Here is an 18,323-nt window from a genome sequence, read left to right as displayed (position 1 = left end):
CGAAGGAAGCAGCATGACCGACATCATCGAGACCGAGGTCACCCCGGAAGCCACCGAGGCCCCCGAGGTCACCGAGGCACCGGCGCCCGTTGCCCGCGCGCCTCGTGGTGACCGGCCGATCCAGACCGTGGGCCGCCGCAAGGAGGCCATCGTCCGGGTCCGCATCGTCCCGGGTACCGGCAAGATCACCTGCAACGGCCAGGACCTCGAGGCGTACTTCCCGAGCAAGGTGCACCAGCAGCTCATCAAGGACCCGCTGGTCACCGCCGAGAAGCTCGAGCAGTTCGACGTCATCGCCAACCTGCGTGGCGGCGGCACCACCGGCCAGGCCGGTGCGCTCCGGCTGGGCATCGCCCGCGCGTTGATCATCAACGAGCCGGACGACCGCCCGGCCCTGAAGAAGGCCGGCTTCCTCACCCGTGACGCCCGCGTCAAGGAGAGCAAGAAGTACGGTCTCAAGAAGGCCCGTAAGGCTCCCCAGTACTCGAAGCGCTGATCTTTTCCAGCGCGTTGTACTTCTGACGGACGGCCGGTCCGCCTCCCCCCTCGGGGGAGGCGGGTCGGCCGTTCCGCTTTCTCCTCACTGGCAGTGCTCTTTCGGAGGTTGGCGGGTATGGGTCGGTTGTTCGGCACGGACGGCGTACGCGGGCGGGCAAACGCGGATCTCACCCCGGAATTGGCGCTGGCGCTCGCGGTGGCCGCCGCCCACACACTCGCCGAGACGGACCGCAGTCATCCGCCGCTCGCCGTGGTTGGTCGCGACACCCGCGCCAGCGGCGAGATGCTGGAGGCCGCGGTCGTCGCCGGGCTGACCAGTGCCGGCGCCAACGTGGTGCGGGTCGGCGTGCTGCCCACCCCGGCGGTGGCGTTCCTCACCGCGGAGGCCAAGGCCGACCTGGGCGTGATGCTCTCCGCGTCGCACAACCCGATGCCGGACAACGGCATCAAGCTCTTCGCCGCCGGTGGGCACAAGTTGCCCGACGAGATCGAGATGCAGATCGAGGCGGCCGTCGAGACGAACGCCACCACCGCCTGGGACCGGCCGATCGGTGCCGGCGTCGGCCGGGTGCACGACCTGCTCGACGGTGCCGACCACTACGTCCAGCACCTGGTGGGCACCGTTGGGCACCGGCTCGACGGGATCAAGGTAGTGGTCGACTGCGCCAACGGCGCCGCCGCTGAGGTCGCCCCCGTCGCCTACCGGGAGGCCGGCGCGGAGGTCATCGCCATCCACGCGGAGCCCGACGGGCTGAACATCAACGACGACTGTGGCTCCAACCACATCGAGGCGCTGCGCGCCGCGGTGGTCGAGCACGGTGCCCACCTGGGCATCGCCCACGACGGCGACGCCGACCGCTGCCTGGCGGTCACCGCCGACGGCGACGAGGTGGACGGCGACCAGGTCATGGCGATCCTCGCGCTGGCCATGCGGGACGCCGGCACGCTCACCCAGGACACCCTGGTGGCCACCGTGATGAGCAACCTCGGGCTGCGGCTCGCGATGTCCGCGCAGGGCATCCGCCTGATCGAGACCAAGGTCGGTGACCGGTACGTGCTGGAGGAGCTGCGCGCCTCCGGGCTGGCGCTCGGCGGTGAGCAGAGCGGCCACATCGTGATGCCAGCGCACGCCACCACCGGCGACGGGGTGCTCACCGGCCTGCACCTGATGGCTCGGATGGCGGCCACCGGCCAGTCCCTCGCCGAGTTGGCGTCGGTGGTCACCAAGCTGCCCCAGGTGCTGATCAACGTGCCGGTCGGCGACCGGACCATCGGTGCCGCCGCACCCGCCGTCCGCGCCGAGGTCGAGCGGGCCGAGGCGGAGCTGGGGGAGACCGGCCGGGTGCTGCTGCGCCCGTCGGGCACCGAACCGTTGGTCCGGGTGATGGTCGAGGCGGCCACCGAGGCGACCGCCCGTGCGGTGGCCGAGCGGATCGCCGAGCTGGTCCGTACCGCGAGCCCGGTCGCCTGAGGTCACCTCCGGGGCGTCACAACCGCAGTCGGGCCGCCCGCTCGTACGTGTCGGCGGGGTCCTCGCCGTCGGTGAGGTCGAGGTCCTCGGTGACGCGCCCGTCGGTCAGTCGGACCAGTCGGTCGCAGCGGGCAGCGATGGCCTGTTCGTGGGTGGCGAGCAGGATGGTCATGCCGTGCCGTTCACGGAGGTCGAGCAGCAGGTCGAGGATCTGCCCGCCGGTGGTGGAGTCGAGGTTGCCGGTGGGCTCGTCGGCCAGCAGCAGGCCCGGCGCCCCCATCAGGGCGCGGGCGATGGCGACCCGTTGCTGCTGGCCACCGGAGAGCTGCGCGGGCAGGGCACACTCGCGTCCGGCCAGGCCGACCGCGTCGAGCAACTCGCGGGCCCGGGTGGCGTGATCGGCCCGGCCCCGACGGGGGAGGACCGGCGCGATCACGTTGTCCAGCACTGTGAGTGCGGGCAGCAGGTGGTAGCGCTGGAACACGAACCCGACCCGTTGCCGGTAGCGGGCCAGTGCCGCCCGGCGCAGATCGCTGACCACCACGTCGTCGACTGTCACAGTGCCCTCGTCGGCCTGCTCGATCGCGCCGATGAGATGCAGCAGCGTCGACTTGCCCGACCCGCTCGGCCCGGTCAACGCCACCACCGAGCCAGCCGCGACGGTCAGGGACACGTCGTCGACAGCAGTCAGCCGGTCCGCCCCGGTGCCGAATCGCCGTGTCAGGTGGTCGACCGAGATCGCGCTGCCGATCTGCTCGCTCATGACTGCTACTCCTCTGCCAGAAGTCGGGCGGGTCGTAGGCGCGGCAACAGGGCGGCGGGCACCAGCGCGGCGACGGCGCTGAGCAACGCGCCCGCCAGCGCGACCAGCACAGCCACCAGGAGCAGCGCGCCAGGAAGGGCGCCGATCAGCCAAGCCGCGCTGGCCAGGCCGACCGCCGCGCCGGTGGTCGACCCCACGAGCCCCAGCGTCAGCCCCTCGTAGCCGACCAGCCGACCGAGTTCGGCGTCGGTCCAGCCGATCGCCCGCAGGGTGGCCAGCTCGGCGGCCCGGTCGCGGATGTTCAGGTAGAGCACGTCCGCCACCGCAGCGGCACCGAGCAGCACTGTGGCCGCGGCAGCCACGGTGTCCGCGCCGCGCACGCTCAGCGAGACCACGTCGCCGAGCACACTGCCGACGATCGCGCCCCGGAACGCCCACGCGGCGGCGGTGACCAGCGTCAGCGCGGCCACCCCGATGGCCAGCGCGCCGGCGCCGAGGAAGGTGCGCCCGGGAGTGCGGGCCAGATTCACCAGCGCCAACCCGAAGAGGGTGCGGGGCCGGCGTGCCCAGCCGGCGGGAGCGACGATCGGGCGGAGGGCGGCGGCCGGGTGGGTGCGCGCGGCCCGCAGCGCCGGCACCAGGCCCGCGGCCACCGCGAGCAGCAGGGCGATGGGTACGGCCAGGACGGACCGCCGCCAGTCGACGTCGATGCCGAGCGCGATCCCGAGCGGAATCGCGAGGGTCAGCGAGAGCAGGCCGGCGATGAGCCCGAGCACTGCGACCTCGCCCAGCACCAGCGCCGCGATGCGGCGGACCGGCCAACCGAGACAGGAGAGCACAGCCAGTTCGGAGCGCCGGTCCCGGACGGCGGCGCTGACCGCGTTGCCGAGGAAGAGCGCGCAGACCACCAGCACCAGCACGAAGAGCGCCAGGCTCTTACGGTCCACCGCCTTTGTGATGATCGAGGCCACGCCGAGTGCCGACCAGTGCTCGGTCAGCCGCAGCGTCGGCCGGCCGAACGAGCCGGCGGGCAGCTCCACGCTCTGCGGCGCAGCCGACGAGCCGAGGGTGATGTCGACGTCCAGCCCGGTACGTGCCGCGATCTGCTCGGCGACCAGTCGGACCCGCTCGGCCGATCGCTCGCTGTAGCCGCCCACGTCGGCCACCCGTACCCGGATCGCGCTGATCGGGGCCTTGGCCTGTGGCCCGCCACCACCCTCCAGGAGTTTCGACACGCTGCTGAGGTTGGTGAGGAGCAGAGGCGGTGCGGAGAGGTAGCCGGCGGGATTGCCGCTGGGCGCCAGCGGTCGACCGCCCAACGCTGCCCGGCTGCGGTCGTCGGCACCCTCTGCCGTCGGCGCCTGGTAGGTCTCCAGCGGCAGTTGGCCGAGGTCACTGAACCCGGCCAGCCGGCCCGGGTCGAAGACACCGATGGCCCGCCAGAAACGAGTGGGGGTGCTCGGGCCGGTCGGTAGCGGCAGCGCCCGTATCGATCGGGAGCCGGTGTCGTCGGCGAGCCAGGGTCGGGGCAGCGGGTTGAACGTCTCCATCCTGCCGTACACCTCGGGGTCGCCGGGCGGTTGCTGGCGTGCCCGCAGGCTGCCGTCGGGTAGCCGGTCGTACTGCACCTCGGTCGACTGCACGACCGTCTGAAGTTGGCCGTGGCAGCACCCAGCGAGGGAAAGCTCCTCGGTGAGCATCGCCTGGTGCCCGGCCGTGAGGTCGTACCCACCGGACCCGGCGGGAGTTCCCCCGGGGCGGCTCAACGTCTTCTCCAGGTCGATCGCCTCCACCCCCGCGGGGCTGATCGCGAGCCGGGTGAACCTGGCCGTCAGCGACTCGTCGATGAAGGGCCGGTTGGTGACGAGGACCGGGACCTCGTGGTTGTCCACTGCGCCCCGGCGGCTCACGGCGACGGTGTCGTCAGCCCGGACGGCTCGACCGTTGACCACTGCGTCGTCGAGTCCGACGAGTTGTTCCTCGGCCACCGGGTCCACGGCGGCCAGGAGGAACGGCACGGTCAGGTCGTACGCCATCACCAGCCGGTCGGCGGGTGTAGCGGAACCGTCCCGGTCGGTGGCGAGGATGGAGGAGTCGGCCTGGAACCGGCCGTCGGGCAACAGTTGGACCGCGTGCAGGGACCAGTCCTCGCGCTCGGAGTAGGTGCCCGGGTTGCCCAGCAGCGCGTATCCAGGATCGCAGATGGGAAGGCTGCGCCCGTCCGGCTGCACTTCGCGGGGGACCGGCCCACAGGTGTCCGACGCGGGGTAGGACCGCCCATCGGAGTACGGCACGGCGTCACTGTCGAATCCCCGTTCGATCCGGGGGTAGATCAACGGCTTCGTGGTGACGTACACGTACCGGGGTTTGCCCGGTGCGCTGGAGAGACCGCGCTCGGCGTGGAAGGTCGGGTCGACCCGGATGACCTGCTGGTCCAGCGAGCGGTCGACGGCGTCGGTGAGGTCGATCGGCGTCGGTAGCAGCGTGGTGGAATAGCCGAGCATCGCGATCGGGGCCGCCACCTCGATGCCGGGGACTGCTGTCACCTGCCCGTACTGCTGGGTGGTGATGCCGCCGAACAGCCCGGAGAGATAGTTGGGGCGGACCAGCCCGCGCTCGGCCTCCTGTGGCGTGCGGGTCCCCTGAGGACGGACGAGGATGTCGTAGGCGACCTGGGTGTTGCGCTCGACAGTGCCGGTGACGTCCAGACGAGAGGTGGTGGTGGCGCCGGTCAGGACCACGAAGCCGGTGGTTGCCACCAGCACGCCGACCAGCAGCGCCACCGACCGCCCCGCACGGCCGCGTAGCTGTCTCCAGATGAAGCCGAGCATCGCGCCTCCCCGTGTGCTGGCTCTCACTCTGCGCGATACATTGTGACAATGCAAGACCCGTACCGGAGGTGACATGGCGATCCAGCACGCCGTCCTCGCCCTGCTCGCTGGTGGCCCGAGCCACGGCTACCAGCTCAAGGGCGCGTTCGAGGCCGCCGTCGGCCCCCAGTGGGGGCCGCTGAACATCGGTCACCTCTACCAGATCCTCGACCGGCTCTCCCGGGACGAACTGGTCGTCGCCGAACGACAGCCGCAGCCGATCAAGCCGGATCGGGTGGTCTACGAGATCACCCCGGCCGGCCGCGCGGAGTTGACGCGGTGGCTGACCGAGCCGAGCCCACGCAGCGGCGGATTCCGGGACGACTTCTTCCTCAAGGTCACCGCCGCCGCCCGGTCAGGCTCTGCGGCCACGGTTCGCGCGGTGCTCAGCAACCAGCGCGGGCACCTGTTGCGCGAGCTGCGCAATCTTGACGGCCTACGGCGGGCCGCCGAGGACCCGGTGGTCGGGTTGCTGCTCACCGCGGCCAGCCGGCACGTGACAGCGGACCTGTCGTTCGTGGACGACGCCGAGGCCGTGCTGCTCGGTGACGAGGGTCAACTGCTCACCCGACTCGCGACGTCGACAGCGGGTCGGTCGGCCACCGACCCGGGATCGACCGGCTCTGGGCGGGTCAGCGGCTCGGGCCCAGAGCGCGCAGCCGGGTGACCGCCTCGGTCAGCACCTCCGGGCGTTTGCAGAAGGCGAACCTGACCAGCCTCCGGCCCGCGTCGACGTCGTCGTAGAAGACCTGGGTGGGCACCGCCACCACACCGCAGCGCTCCGGCAACGAGCGGCAGAACTCCACACCGTCCCGGCCGCCGAGGGCGGTGATGTCGGCGGTGACGAAGTACGTCCCCTCCGAGTCGAGCACCTCGAACCCGGCGTCGGTCAGACCACCGACGAGCTGGTCACGCCGCTGTTGGAGACCGTCCCGGAAGCCGGTGAAGTAGTCGTCCGGCAGGGCCAGCGCCACGGCCACCGCCGGTTGCAGCGGCGCGGCGTTGACATAGGTGAGGAACTGCTTCACCCGAAGCACCGCCGAGACCAGCGCCGCCGGGCCGCTCGCCCAGCCGACCTTCCACCCGGTGCAGGAGAACGTCTTGCCGGCCGACGAGATGCGCAACGTCCGCTCCCGCATCCCGGGCAGGCTGGCCAACGGCACGTGTGGGCCCGTCGCGTCGGTGAAGACCAGGTGCTCGTACACCTCGTCGGTGACCGCGTACGCGCCGAACTCCTGGCACAACTCGGCGACCTGCGCCAACTCGGCCGGGGTGAAGACCTTGCCGGTCGGATTGTGCGGCGAGTTCAACAGCACCAGCCGGGTGCGCGGACCGAACGCCGCACGCAGCGCCGCCGGGTCGAAGGCGTACCGACCGTCGGCCGCGGGGCGCAGTGTCACAGGTCGGCGGACCGCGCCGGCCAGCGCGATCGAGGCGGCGTACGAGTCGTAGTACGGCTCGAAGCAGACCACCTCGTCGCCCGGTTCGCAGAGCGCGAGGATGCTCGCCGCGACCGCCTCGGTGGCACCCGCCGTGATCACGATCTCGCTGTCCGGGTCGTACCCCAGGTCGTAGAACCGCCGCTGGTGCGCCGCGACGGCCGCGCGTAGGGCGGGGATCCCCGGGCCGGGCGGGTACTGGTTCTGCCCGTTGCGCAGCGCCTCCGCGGCGGCGGCCAGCATCTCCGGCGGGCCGTCGGTGTCGGGAAAGCCCTGGCCGAGGTTGACCGCGCCGGTACGTACGGCGAGGGCGGACATCTCGGCGAAGATCGTCGTGCCGAACGGCCGCATCCGGGCCACCAGCGGGTCGACATCGGTGCTCGTCGTCACCTGCGCCAGCCTACGGCCACCCGCCGCCCGAACCCCAGCCTCATTCGGGTGCGCAACTGGTCGCCCAGTACCCCCGGGTCTTGTTGACGACCGGTTTGCCGGCACCGGTGACAGTGACTGTGCAGTCGAGTGGTCTCTCACCTTCGTCGTCGGCCCATCGGGCCTCCACCAGCACCCTGGTCTTGCCGTTGGTGCGAATGGTGGTGCGCCAGGGCAGCTTCTGGCCGTCGACGTGGATGAGGTCACTCTCGGCGTCGAAGTACGCCAGGTCGACGACACCCGACCCGCTGAGCTCGTAGACGACGGTCACGGGTGCCGGACCTGAGGTCGGTCGGGTGATCGGCTTCTTGCTGGGGGTGGGAGACGCGGTGGGCGGCTGCGGCGCTGTGGGTCGCTCGGGGATGACCGGCCCAGCGGTGGGCTCCGTCCAGCCGTCGTCGTCGGGGACCACCCACGGATCCTCGGCGATCGGGTCCGGGTTGGTGGTGTCGAGCCACAGACCACCCGCGCAGAGGCAGCCACACACGAGCAGGACGAGTGCCACGACGGCCGCGACGACGATCCCGACGATCCGCCCGCTGCTCGTGGCCGGCTTGCCGGGGACCTGCGGATACCCGGGGTAGGTGTACGGCGGCGGATAGCCGGGCGGTGGCCAACCGGGCGGCGGATAGCCGGTGCCGGGCGGCGGATAGCCGGGCTGCTGCCAGCCAGCGGCCGGCGGCTGCCGGTCGGGCGTGGGCCACCCCGCTGGCGGTGGCGATCCGGCCGACGGCGTGCCTGGGGCGTCGGGCCACCCTGGCGGCGTCTGCGGGTCGGGTGCCCACGGCGTCGCCGACGGTTGTGGCGTCCACTGGGTGGCGGGCGGAGGCGGCGTCCACGGCGCGGCCTGCGGAGGCGGCGACCAGGGGGCCTGCGGTGCCCACGGCTGACCCGCAGCCAGCGGGTCGGGGGCCGGAAACGGAGTCGAGGACGGCGGTGCCGTCGGATCCGGCGGGGGTGCGGGGGAGGCCGGTTCCGGAGCGGATGAGGGGGTTGGGTCGGGCGACGGGGTATCGGACATGGCTGCTCCGGGCGGGAGTGGGTATGGAACGAACGGGCCGTGGACGGGAGCGCCAAACCCGCCGAGAGACTTTCGCACCGGAAGGCGTGTTGCAACCCCGCCCGTCAGAGCGGGGCGCGAGCGGCTGTGACGCTCGTCCCGTTGCGACCCCCGACCACCGATCGCTCAGATTCCGTGATTGATAACCCGACTTTCGAGCAACCATGATGAGTGAAACTGGGTTAGGCTGCGGGCCATGTGTGGAATCGTGGGATACGCGGGCGCGCGCCCCGCACTCGGCATCGTCCTCGACGGGCTGCGGCGACTGGAATACCGTGGCTACGACTCGGCAGGCGTCGCGATCGTCTGTGACGACCAGCTGCTGACCGAGAAGAAGGCCGGCAAGCTGGCCAACCTGGAGAAGGTGCTGTCCGAGCGGGCCGCCGACGACCCGACCTCCTGCGCGGCCAGCCCGATCGGCATCGGTGACGGCACCACAGGCATCGGGCACACCAGGTGGGCCACCCACGGCGGCCCGACCGACCGCAACGCCCACCCACACGTCGCCCCCGACGGGCGGGTCGCGGTGATCCACAACGGCATCATCGAGAACTTCGCCAAGCTCCGCGCCGAGCTGGAGGCCGACGGCGTCCAGTTCACCAGCGACACCGACACCGAGTGCGCCGCACACCTGCTCGCCGCCGCGCTGGCCGACCTGCGCGCCGCCGGCCAACCGGACAGCCCGCAACTGCTCGCCGCCGGCATGCGCGTGGTCTGCCAGCGACTGGAGGGCGCGTTCACGCTGCTCGCGGTTGACGCCGCAGTGCCCGGTGCGGTCGTCGGAGCCCGGCGCAACTCGCCGCTGGTGGTCGGCCGCGGCGACGGGGAAAACTACCTGGCCAGCGACGTGGCCGCGTTCATCGAGCACACCCGGGAAGCGGTCGAGCTGGGCCAGGACCAGATCGTGCTGATCACCGGCGACAGCATCGAGATCACCGACTTCGAGGGCCAGCCCGCCACCGGCAAGGACTTCCACATCGACTGGGACTCCTCGGCCGCGGAAAAGGGCGGCTACGACTGGTTCATGCTCAAGGAGATCGAGGAGCAGCCGCAGGCCATCGCCGACACGCTGCTGGGCCGGCTCACCGAGAGCGGTGAGATCGCCCTCGACGAGGTCCGCCTCAGCGACCAGGATCTGCGCGACGTGGACAAGATCTTCATCGTGGCCTGCGGCACGGCGTACCACGCCGGCATGGTCGCCAAGTACGCCATCGAGCACTGGACCCGGATCCCGTGCGAGGTGGAGCTGGCCAGCGAGTTCCGCTACCGCGACCCGGTGCTCGACCGGTCCACGCTGATCGTGGTCATCTCGCAGTCCGGCGAAACGATGGACACCCTGATGGCACTGCGCCACGCCAAGGAGCAGAAGGCCCGGGTGCTGGCGATCTGCAACACCAACGGCTCGACGATCCCCCGCGAGTCCGACGCCGTGCTCTACACCCACGGTGGGCCGGAGATCGCCGTCGCCTCCACCAAGGCGTTCCTCACCCAGGTCGTCGCCTGCTACCTGATCGGCCTGCACCTGGCCCAGGTGCGCGGGATCAAGTTCGCCGACGAGGTGGGCGCCGTGGTCGCGCAGTTGCAGGAGATTCCCGGCAAGCTGCGTGAGCTGCTCGACCGGATCGAGCCCGTCCGCGAACTGGCCCGGGAGCTGAAGTCCGAGCCGACAGTGCTGTTCATCGGCCGGCACGTCGGCTACCCGGTGGCCCTGGAGGGCGCGCTGAAGCTCAAGGAGCTGGCCTACATGCACGCCGAGGGCTTCGCCGCCGGTGAGCTGAAGCACGGCCCGATCGCCCTGATCGACAAGGGCACCCCGGTGATCTGCGTGGTGCCCTCGCCGGTGGGCCGGGGCATGCTGCACGACAAGGTCGTCTCCAACATCCAGGAGGTCCGGGCGCGCGGCGCACGGACCATCGTGATCGCGGAGGAGGGTGACGAGGCGGTCGTCAGGTACGCCGACCACCTGATCTACGTGCCGCGTACGCCCACCCTGCTGGCCCCGCTCGTCACCACTGTGCCGTTGCAGGTGCTCGCCGCCGAGATCGCCGCCGCCCGGGGGCACGACGTGGACCAGCCCCGCAACCTGGCCAAGTCGGTCACCGTCGAGTAGCCACCGCCCACGTCCGGAACCCCGCTCGCCGTACCTCGCGGCGGTCGGGGTTCCGTCGTCACCGGCCCAGCACGACCCGGGCCATCCCGTCCAGCGCCGGGTTTCCCGCTTCCCAGTAGCCGGTGTGCCCGCCTCGACCGCTCGGGAACACCCGCCCGCCGAAGCCGGGGTCGGCCGGGTCGTGGCCGAACCACAGCTCGTGCCCTGTCCGCCCGGGCCAACCCAGCACAGCGGCGAGTGGTGCCGCGCCGAGCAGGGCCCGTCGGCCCAGCTCCTCCGGTGACCGGGCCGCCCGGATCACGTCGTCGGGGGCGCTGCTCGCCCAGACCTCCCCGGGCGGCACACCCAGCTCGGCGGCGTGCGACGCGCCGACACCGGGGGAGCCGACGAAGACCAGCGCGTCGGCGGCCAGGCCGTGCTCCCGGGCGGCCACCCCCACCACCAGCGACCCGTAGCTGTGCCCGAGCACCGTCTGCCGGGCAGGCGGCCCGTCGTGGCTGACACGCAGCCCCTCCTGGAAGCGGTGCAACGCCGGGCCGGCGTCCCGGGCCTGACCCGCCGAAGCGGCCTCGTTCAGCAGGTCCGGAGCGTCGTAGTCCAACCAGAGCACCGCCGCGCTGCGCTCACCCGGGGCGAGTGCTGCGCACCGCTCCAGCACCCGGGCCGCTCTGCCCAGCTCGCCCGAGGCGTCGTCCAGGCCGGCGGTCATCCCCGGCACGTAGGTCAGCACCCGGTCGGCGTGGTCCGGGTCGCCGAGCGCCACCACCGCCCGGCCCTCACCCGCCGGATCCAACCCGAGCAGGTACGCCCGGGGCACCTCACCGGCCGTCAGCCGACCGCCCAGCGCCTCCAGACCGGCCAGCCGCCCGGCCACCCCACGCAACCGGATCAACGCGAGCGGCCCGGGCGGCACCCGGGACAACAGCCGTCGCCGCTCGGCCAGCAGCTCGGCACGCCAGGCGTCGAGCCGTAACCGGTTGGCCTGGTCGCGGGCGGCCACCGGCAGCCCGTCCAACCGCCCGACCAGGGCCGGCTCGCGCCCGATCAGCCACCGTCGCTGCGCCGGGGTCAACCCGGACCACCAGGCGCTGACCAGCGAGGGCGCCGCGCCGAGGGTCGGTCGGCCCGGCGGGGGCGGGGACGCCCAACCGGTGCTGGCGGCCCTCGCCAGGTCATCCAACCGGTCGGCGGCGACCCGGTCCGCGGCGGCTGCCCCGTCGAGCGCGGCCCGCAGGGCCGCGGCCACCCCCGCCGCGGCGACCCCGGCCCGCTCGGTGGGCCGAAACCCTGCGGGATCGACCCGCACCCCACCTGAGCGGTCCACCAGCAGGCCGGCCGCATCGGCCTGGGCAACCGCCTGGACGAGCCGCGCCTTCGCCACCGCCAGCCCACCCGCCAACTCGGCCAGCACCTGGTCGACCTCGATCAACGCGGGTGCCATCGAGGCCAGTTCGTCACGCAGACCGCCGAGTCGAGTGTCCGCAGCCGTGGCTGCCGCACCCGACCAACCGCCCCGCAACCGCCCGGTGGCCGCGCGCAGCTCGCCGAGGCGCAGATCGAGTGGCCCGGCCAACCCCGCCCACGTCGCCCCGGCGGCCCGCCACCCGCCGGGATCGACAGCCCACAGCTGGCGGTAACCGACGCTGCTCACCGGGGTAGGGAGGCGAACCGGCCGGCGGCCCGGTCGTCCACCGTCTCGTACGCCTCGGCCGCCACGCGGACCCCGCCGGCGGTCGCCGCGACCCGGGCACCCAGCCGGCAGAACCAGGCGTGCCCTGCCGCCTCCAACCCGGCCAACGCCGCGGCAGCTCGCCACTCGGGCGCCGCCACCACCAACCCGGGCAACCCCGCGAGGCCCGACGCCAACCGGCGCGCCTCGTCGTCGAGCAGGACGGCGACCGCCCGCAACTCCTCCGGCTGCACGGCGAACGGCTCGTCGGTCATGACCACACCCCCATGGACGACAGGCATCGACGCGCTGACGCTAGGCACGTACCGAAGGTCGTGCGGTGCCCTGTGGACAGCCGACGTCGAGGCGTACCCCGCGGTGTCCACAGGCGTTGCCCAGCGCGAGCCCGACGGCTAATCTGCGGCCTCGACCGCCGGTAGGGTGATGTGGTGATCGTCGCTGTCGGCATCGACGTGGTCCTGGTCGACCGGTTCGCCCGGGCCCTGGCACGGACGCCGCTGCTCGCCGACCGGCTCTTCACCGAGGCCGAGCGGCGCACCCGCGCCGGCAGCCCGCGTTCGCCCGAGTCGCTCGCCGCCCGGTTCGCCGCCAAGGAGGCGGTGGCCAAGGCCCTCGGCGCCCCGGCCGGGCTGAGCTGGCACGACTGCGAGATCGTGCCCGACCCGGATGGCCGCCCCTGGCTGGCTGTCTCCGGCACCGTCGCGGCGGTGGCCGACGCACGCGGGGTCAACCACTGGCATCTCTCGCTGTCGCACGACGGCGGGATCGCCTCGGCAATGGTGGTCGCGGAACGATGACGTCGGCCGGGAGGGCCGGTCAGGTCCGCCCGCTAATGGGATGGGACACGGTGGCATGAGAGCGGTGTGGCGGGTGGCCGACGTACGGGCGGCCGAGGCGGGGTTGATGGGCACACTGCCGGAGGGGACGCTGATGCAGCGGGCCGCCGCCGGCCTGGCCCGCCGGGCCGCGCTCCTGCTCGCCGAGCGGGGCGGAGTCTACGGAGGCCGGGTGCTGCTGCTGGTCGGCTCCGGTGACAACGGTGGCGACGCGCTGTACGCGGGGGAGCGGTTGGCCCGCCGAGGTGTCCAGGTGTCCGCCCTGCTGCTCACCCCCGGGCGGGCGCACGCCGCCGGCCTGGCCGCGCTGCGAGCCGCCGGTGGCCGGCTGGTGCCAGAACCGGCCGGCCCTGTCGACCTGGTCCTCGACGGCATCGTCGGCATCGGTGGCACCGGCGGGCTACGGGCGAACGCGGACGAGGTGGTCCAGCGCCTCGGTGAGCTGCGCGGACGCGACGGGGGACGGGCCACAGTGCTGGCTGTCGACGTGCCCAGCGGAGTCGCTGTCGACACCGGCCACGTGCCGCTGTCCGCGTCCGGCCGGCCCACCGCGGTCCGCGCCGACGTGACTGTTGCCTTCGGCGCGCTGAAGCCCGCCCTTGTGGTCGGGCCGGCCGCCGCCCTGGCCGGGCAGGTCGAGCTGGTCGACATCGGGCTGCGGCAGTGGCTTCGCGGCACCCCGGCGCTGCGGGTCACCGAGTGGTCCGACCTGGTCGACTGGTGGCCCCGGCTGGGCCCGGCGTCGGAGAAGTACACCAGGGGCGTGGTGGGGGTGGCGACCGGCTCGGCGACCTACCCCGGTGCGGCGGTGCTCTCCGTGGGCGGCGCCCTGGCCGGGCCGACCGGCCTGGTCCGCTACGCCGGCAGCGCCCGCGCCGAGGTGCTGCACCAGCATCCGTCGGTGATCGCCAGCGGACGGGTCGCCGACGCGGGCCGGGTGCAGGCCTGGGTCTGCGGCTCTGGGCTGGGCACCGGTGCTGACGCGGCGGCCGAGCTGCGCGCCGTACTGGCCGCACCGGTGCCTGTGGTGCTCGACGCCGACGCCCTGACTCTGCTGGTGGACGGCTCGCTCGCCGACCGGCTGCGCGGTCGGGACGCGCCCATCGTGGTCACCCCGCACGACCGGGAGTTCACCCGTCTCTGCGGGGAGGAGCCGGGCGCCGACCGGGTCGGCGCCGCGCTGCGGCTGGCGGCCTGGATGAACGCGGTGGTGCTGCTCAAGGGCGATCGCACCGTGATCGGCACGCCGGACGGTCGGGCGTACGTCAACCCGACCGGCACCCCGGCACTGGCCACCGGCGGCACCGGCGACGTGTTGGCCGGGCTGCTCGGCTCACTGCTGGCGGCCGGGGTACCCGCCGATCGGGCCGCCGCCTCGGCCGCGTACCTGCACGGGCTCGCCGGGCGGGAGGCGGCGCGGGGTGGGCCGGTGACCGCGCCCGACGTGGCGACCGCCCTGCGTCCGGTGCTGGCCCGGTTGGGCTGAACGGGGCGGTTCCGGGTGCGGTGCCCGGATCGCCGTGTCGGGACGTGCGTCGCCGCCCGCGGTGATCACGGCGGAAAGTAGGCTGGGTGCATGTGGCAGGCCGAGGTACGCGTCGATCTTGACGCCATCCGCGAGAACGTGAGCAGGCTCCGCTCCGGCACCACCGCCGAGTTGATGGCGGTGGTGAAGGCCGACGGGTACGGCCACGGCATGCTTCCGGCCGCCCGCGCGGCGCTCGACGCCGGCGCTGACTGGCTCGGTGTCTGCACCCTCGACGAGGCGCTCACCCTGCGGCGGGCCGGGGTGACAGTGCCGGTGCTGGCCTGGCTGCTCGCCCCCGGGTTGCCGCTGCACGAGGGGGTCAGCGCCGGAGTGGACCTGGGCGCGGCCAGCCTGGCGCAACTGGACGAGATGATCGAGGCGAGTCGCCTCGCCGGGCGTCCCGCCCGCCTGCACCTCAAGATCGACACGGGGTTGTCCCGGGGCGGTGCGACGGTCGCCGACTGGCCCGCGCTGCTGGACGCCGCGGCCAAGGCGCAGGCCGACGGCCTGGTCGAGGTGGTCGGCGTGTGGAGCCACTTCGTGTACGCGGACTCGCCGGGCCACCCCACCACCGACCGCCAACTGGCCGTCTTCCACGAAGGACTGGCCATGGTCGAGCGGGCCGGGCTGCGGCCGCGCTGGCGGCACCTCGCCAACTCGGCCGCCACCCTCACCCGCCCGGACACCCACTTCGACCTGGTCCGCCCCGGCCTGGCCATCTACGGGCTGTCCCCGGTGGCCGGCGAGACGTACGGGCTGCGGCCGGCGATGACCGCCCGCGCCCGGGTGATGCTCACCAAGCGGGTGCCCGCCGGCACCGGTATCTCCTACGGACACGCCTACACCACGGAAGCCGACGCGAACCTGGCAGTGGTGCCGCTCGGGTACGCCGACGGGGTTCCACGGCACGCGTCGAACACCGGCCCGGTGCAGCTCGGCGGTGCACGCCGGACGATCTCGGGGCGGGTCTGCATGGACCAGTTCGTGCTCGACTGCGGCGACGACCCGGTGGCCGACGGCGACGTGGCGACGCTCTTCGGCAGCGGCGTCGACGGCGAACCGACAGCCGACGACTGGGCCGAGGCGGTCGGCACGATCAACTACGAGATCGTCACCCGGTTCGGCGGCACGCGGGTGCCCCGGGTCTACGACGGCGAGAAACCGTGAGCGTGAGGAGTGAGCCGGGGTCGCGAGCCCCGCAGTCGCGAACCAAGGTGGCGCCATGAGTTACCGCGTTCCGCGTCCGCGGACGGCCGCGGGTCGGGTCGCGGGGATCGTCGGCGCGGCGGTGGGGGTGGCCGCGGCAGGTCTGGCGGCTGGCGTCGCGACCGAGCGGACCCTGGTCCGCCGGCTCAAGGCCGACCCGGCCGACCGCTACGCGCACGAGACGTTCGACCAGCAGCGGTACGACGAGGCGTTCCGCCTGGAACTGCCGGACGGCACCGACATCCACGTCGAGGTGGTCGAGCCGACCCGGCCGGTGCCGGGGCGACCGACAGTGGTGCTGGTGCACGGCTTCTGCCTGGACATGGGGACGTTCCACTTCCAGCGCCAGATGCTCGCCGCCCGCGGTGACTACCGGATCGTGGCGTACGACCAGCCCGGTCACGGCCGGTCCGGCCGGCTGGAGACCGGGGAGTACGACCTCGCCGTGCTCGGCCGGACGCTGCGCCAGGTGATCGACCGAACCGCCCCGGACGGCCCGCTGGTTCTTGTCGGCCACTCGATGGGCGGCATGACGATCATGGCGTTCGCCGAACTGTTTCCGGAGCTGTTCGGTGACCGGGTGGTGGGCACCGTTCTGATGGCCACGTCGGGCGGGCTCATCGCGGAGACCAAGCTGGTCGCGCCCGCGCTGCTCGGCCGGGTCGGCGGCCCGGTGCTCTACATGGTCAGCAACGCCACCCGGTACGGCGGCCCGGTGATCGACAAGGCCCGCAAGTCGACGTCGAACGTGGCCTGGCTGCTGACCCGCAGGTACGGCTTCGGTACCCGCAAGCCCAGCCCGTCGCTGGTGTCCTATGTGGAGACGATGAACTCCCGGACGTCGGCCGACACGGTGACCCGCTACCTGCGGACCCTGGCCACCCACTCGCGCTTCCCGGCGTTGGCGGCGCTGGCGGCGACTCCGGTGCTGGTGGTGGTCGGCGACAAGGACATGATCACGCCGGTGACGCACTCCGAGGAGATCGTCCGCCGGTTGCCGCACGCCGAGTTCGTGAAGATCGAGGACAGCGGCCACGTGGTGATGTTGGAGCACGCGGACGAGGTCAACGCCGCCCTGGCGCGGTTCCTGGAATCATTGCAGAGCGTGGAGGAACGGTGAGTCACGTCGTCAAGCTGCCGACCGTCGAGGACACTCGGGACTTCGGCCGGCGGCTGGCCGGGCTGCTGCGCGCCGGCGACCTGGTGCTGTTGACCGGCCCGTTGGGCGCCGGCAAGACCGCACTCACCCAGGGCATCGGCGCCGGGCTCGGTGTCCTCGGGGACATCACCTCGCCGACCTTCGTTATCGCCCGGGTGCACCGCCCCGACCCGGCCCGGGGCGGCCGGGTGGCGCTCGTGCACGCCGACGCGTACCGGTTGGGTGACGCCACCGACCCGCGCGCCGAGATCGACGACCTGGACCTCGACGCGTCGGTGGACGACTCGGTGACAGTGGTGGAGTGGGGCGAGGGCCTGGTGGAGCAGTTGGTGGACGCGCACCTGCGGGTTCGCATCGACCGCCGCGACGACGACACCCGCATCGTCGAGCTGGACCCGGTCGGCGGTGACTGGGCCCGCCGGCTCGCCGACCTGGGCTAGGCCGGTGGCTGTCGTACCCGATGCCTAGAGTGCGGGAGACCGACCCGCGCTGTGAGAGGTTCCCGATGCCCGACGACGCTCCCGCCCTGGATCTGCTGGCCCTGCTGCCGGAGCAGTGGCGCACAGTGCTCACCCCGCACCTCGACCCGGCACGCACCGCCGCGCTGGGCGACTTCGTCGCCCGGGAATACGCGACGCAGACGGTCTTCCCGCCGCTGGAGGATCTGTTCTCGGCATACCGGCTCTGCCCGCCGCAGGGCACCCGGGTGCTCATCCTCGGGCAGGATCCCTACCACCGGGCCGGGCAGGCACACGGGTTGAGCTTCAGCGTCCGCGACGGTGTGACCGTGCCGCCGTCGTTGCGCAACGTCTTCAAGGAGCTGGGCGAGGACGTTGGCGTTCCCAAGCCGCGCAGCGGCAACCTCAACGGTTGGGCGGCCCAGGGTGTGCTGCTGCTCAACGCGGTGCTGACCGTCCGGCAGGCCACCCCCGGCTCGCACGCCAAGGCCGGCTGGGAAGAGTTCACCGACGCGACCATTCGGGCACTCGACGCGGCACCGGAGCGGGTGGTCTTCCTGCTGTGGGGTGGCTACGCCCGTAAGAAGGCCGAGCTGGTCACCAGTCCGCAGCACGTGGTGCTGGAGGCGGGTCACCCCAGCCCGATGAACCCGCGCGGCTTCCTCGGTAGCCGCCCGTTCAGCGCCGCCAACAAGGCACTCGCCGACGCCGGCCTGCCCACCATCGACTGGGAGCGCACCGCCGGCTGAGCCCGCTCGTCGACGTCCTGCTGCTCGTGGCGGCCTTGAACGGGCCGTCGACGTCCG

At 72.8% G+C, this 18,323-nt stretch carries 16 protein-coding genes; 10 read left to right on the top strand and 6 right to left on the bottom strand.

All coding sequences use genetic code 11. From position 1 onward, the window contains the following. Positions 1 to 13: 13 nt before the first annotated feature. Both rpsI and glmM read left to right on the top strand, forming a co-directional pair. Positions 14 to 496 (top strand): 30S ribosomal protein S9, encoded by a 483-nt coding sequence (gene rpsI, locus AB0B98_RS28320; RefSeq protein WP_357279017.1) that lies wholly within the window; start codon positions 14 to 16, stop codon positions 494 to 496. 117 nt (positions 497 to 613) lie between these two features. Continuing rightward, positions 614 to 1,969: a phosphoglucosamine mutase gene (gene glmM, locus AB0B98_RS28315; RefSeq protein WP_357279012.1), complete on the top strand. Its 1,356-nt coding sequence runs from the start codon at positions 614 to 616 to the stop codon at positions 1,967 to 1,969. Between the two features lie 16 nt (positions 1,970 to 1,985). Here glmM and AB0B98_RS28310 read toward each other — a convergent pair whose 3' ends face one another. Next, the gene (locus tag AB0B98_RS28310) at positions 1,986 to 2,732 is read right to left on the bottom strand and encodes an ABC transporter ATP-binding protein (RefSeq protein ID WP_357366584.1); all 747 of its coding nucleotides are present in this window, start codon (positions 2,730 to 2,732) and stop codon (positions 1,986 to 1,988) included. A gap of 5 nt (positions 2,733 to 2,737) precedes the next feature. Next, entirely contained in the window at positions 2,738 to 5,563 is a 2,826-nt protein-coding gene (locus AB0B98_RS28305) for an ABC transporter permease (protein ID WP_357366582.1), read from the bottom strand. Between the two features lie 73 nt (positions 5,564 to 5,636). On the opposite strand from AB0B98_RS28305, the gene AB0B98_RS28300 reads away from it, so the two are divergent. Then, complete coding sequence (locus AB0B98_RS28300) at positions 5,637 to 6,269, top strand: PadR family transcriptional regulator (protein WP_357366580.1); 633 nt, start codon at positions 5,637 to 5,639, stop codon at positions 6,267 to 6,269. Here the strand turns inward: AB0B98_RS28300 and AB0B98_RS28295 are convergent. After that, complete coding sequence (locus AB0B98_RS28295; RefSeq protein ID WP_357280019.1) at positions 6,235 to 7,392, bottom strand: pyridoxal phosphate-dependent aminotransferase; 1,158 nt, start codon at positions 7,390 to 7,392, stop codon at positions 6,235 to 6,237. The two genes, AB0B98_RS28300 and AB0B98_RS28295, sit on opposite strands and share 35 nt — an antisense overlap. Positions 7,393 to 7,471: 79 nt before the next feature. After that, positions 7,472 to 8,491 carry an MmpS family transport accessory protein gene (locus tag AB0B98_RS28290; RefSeq protein WP_357366578.1) on the bottom strand — a complete coding sequence of 340 codons (1,020 nt, stop codon included), beginning with the start codon at positions 8,489 to 8,491 and terminating at the stop codon, positions 7,472 to 7,474. Positions 8,492 to 8,726: 235 nt separating this feature from the next. Between AB0B98_RS28290 and glmS the strand changes: the two genes are divergently transcribed. Next, positions 8,727 to 10,640 carry a glutamine--fructose-6-phosphate transaminase (isomerizing) gene (gene glmS / locus AB0B98_RS28285; protein ID WP_238667571.1) on the top strand — a complete coding sequence of 638 codons (1,914 nt, stop codon included), beginning with the start codon at positions 8,727 to 8,729 and terminating at the stop codon, positions 10,638 to 10,640. A 58-nt stretch (positions 10,641 to 10,698) separates the two neighbouring features. Here glmS and AB0B98_RS28280 read toward each other — a convergent pair whose 3' ends face one another. Together AB0B98_RS28280 and AB0B98_RS28275 are read right to left on the bottom strand one after the other, a co-directional pair. Then, the gene (locus tag AB0B98_RS28280) at positions 10,699 to 12,291 is read right to left on the bottom strand and encodes an alpha/beta hydrolase (RefSeq protein WP_357366575.1); all 1,593 of its coding nucleotides are present in this window, start codon (positions 12,289 to 12,291) and stop codon (positions 10,699 to 10,701) included. Next, positions 12,288 to 12,584: a hypothetical protein gene (locus AB0B98_RS28275; protein ID WP_238667573.1), complete on the bottom strand. Its 297-nt coding sequence runs from the start codon at positions 12,582 to 12,584 to the stop codon at positions 12,288 to 12,290. The genes AB0B98_RS28280 and AB0B98_RS28275 overlap by 4 nt, the downstream gene beginning before the upstream one ends. Before the next feature lie 174 nt (positions 12,585 to 12,758). Here AB0B98_RS28275 and AB0B98_RS28270 point away from each other — a divergent pair, with 174 nt between their 5' ends. The 6 genes from AB0B98_RS28270 (at position 12,759) to ung (ending at position 18,266) form a co-directional block, all read left to right on the top strand. Further along, positions 12,759 to 13,127: a holo-ACP synthase gene (locus AB0B98_RS28270; RefSeq protein WP_357366573.1), complete on the top strand. Its 369-nt coding sequence runs from the start codon at positions 12,759 to 12,761 to the stop codon at positions 13,125 to 13,127. Positions 13,128 to 13,182: 55 nt separating this feature from the next. Further along, on the top strand, positions 13,183 to 14,652 hold the full coding sequence (locus tag AB0B98_RS28265; protein WP_238667576.1) for an NAD(P)H-hydrate dehydratase: 1,470 nt from the start codon (positions 13,183 to 13,185) through the stop codon (positions 14,650 to 14,652). Positions 14,653 to 14,742: 90 nt separating this feature from the next. Further along, positions 14,743 to 15,861, top strand: a complete 1,119-nt coding sequence (alr, locus tag AB0B98_RS28260; RefSeq protein WP_357366571.1) for an alanine racemase — start codon at positions 14,743 to 14,745, stop codon at positions 15,859 to 15,861. Positions 15,862 to 15,916: 55 nt separating this feature from the next. Next, a complete protein-coding gene (locus AB0B98_RS28255) occupies positions 15,917 to 17,020 on the top strand; it encodes an alpha/beta hydrolase (RefSeq protein ID WP_357366569.1) in 1,104 nt (367 codons plus the stop codon). After that, positions 17,017 to 17,499, top strand: coding sequence for a tRNA (adenosine(37)-N6)-threonylcarbamoyltransferase complex ATPase subunit type 1 TsaE (tsaE, locus tag AB0B98_RS28250; RefSeq protein WP_238659239.1), 483 nt, complete (start codon positions 17,017 to 17,019; stop codon positions 17,497 to 17,499). Before AB0B98_RS28255 ends, tsaE begins: the two co-directional genes overlap by 4 nt. 65 nt (positions 17,500 to 17,564) lie before the next feature. Then, positions 17,565 to 18,266 (top strand): uracil-DNA glycosylase, encoded by a 702-nt coding sequence (gene ung, locus AB0B98_RS28245; protein ID WP_357366567.1) that lies wholly within the window; start codon positions 17,565 to 17,567, stop codon positions 18,264 to 18,266. Positions 18,267 to 18,323: the final 57 nt, after the last annotated feature.

Origin of the sequence: Micromonospora sp. NPDC048947 (assembly GCF_040649495.1) — a bacterium.
GTDB classification, from domain to species: domain Bacteria; phylum Actinomycetota; class Actinomycetes; order Mycobacteriales; family Micromonosporaceae; genus Micromonospora; species Micromonospora alfalfae.
This window is presented reverse-complemented; position numbering and strand designations above follow the sequence as displayed.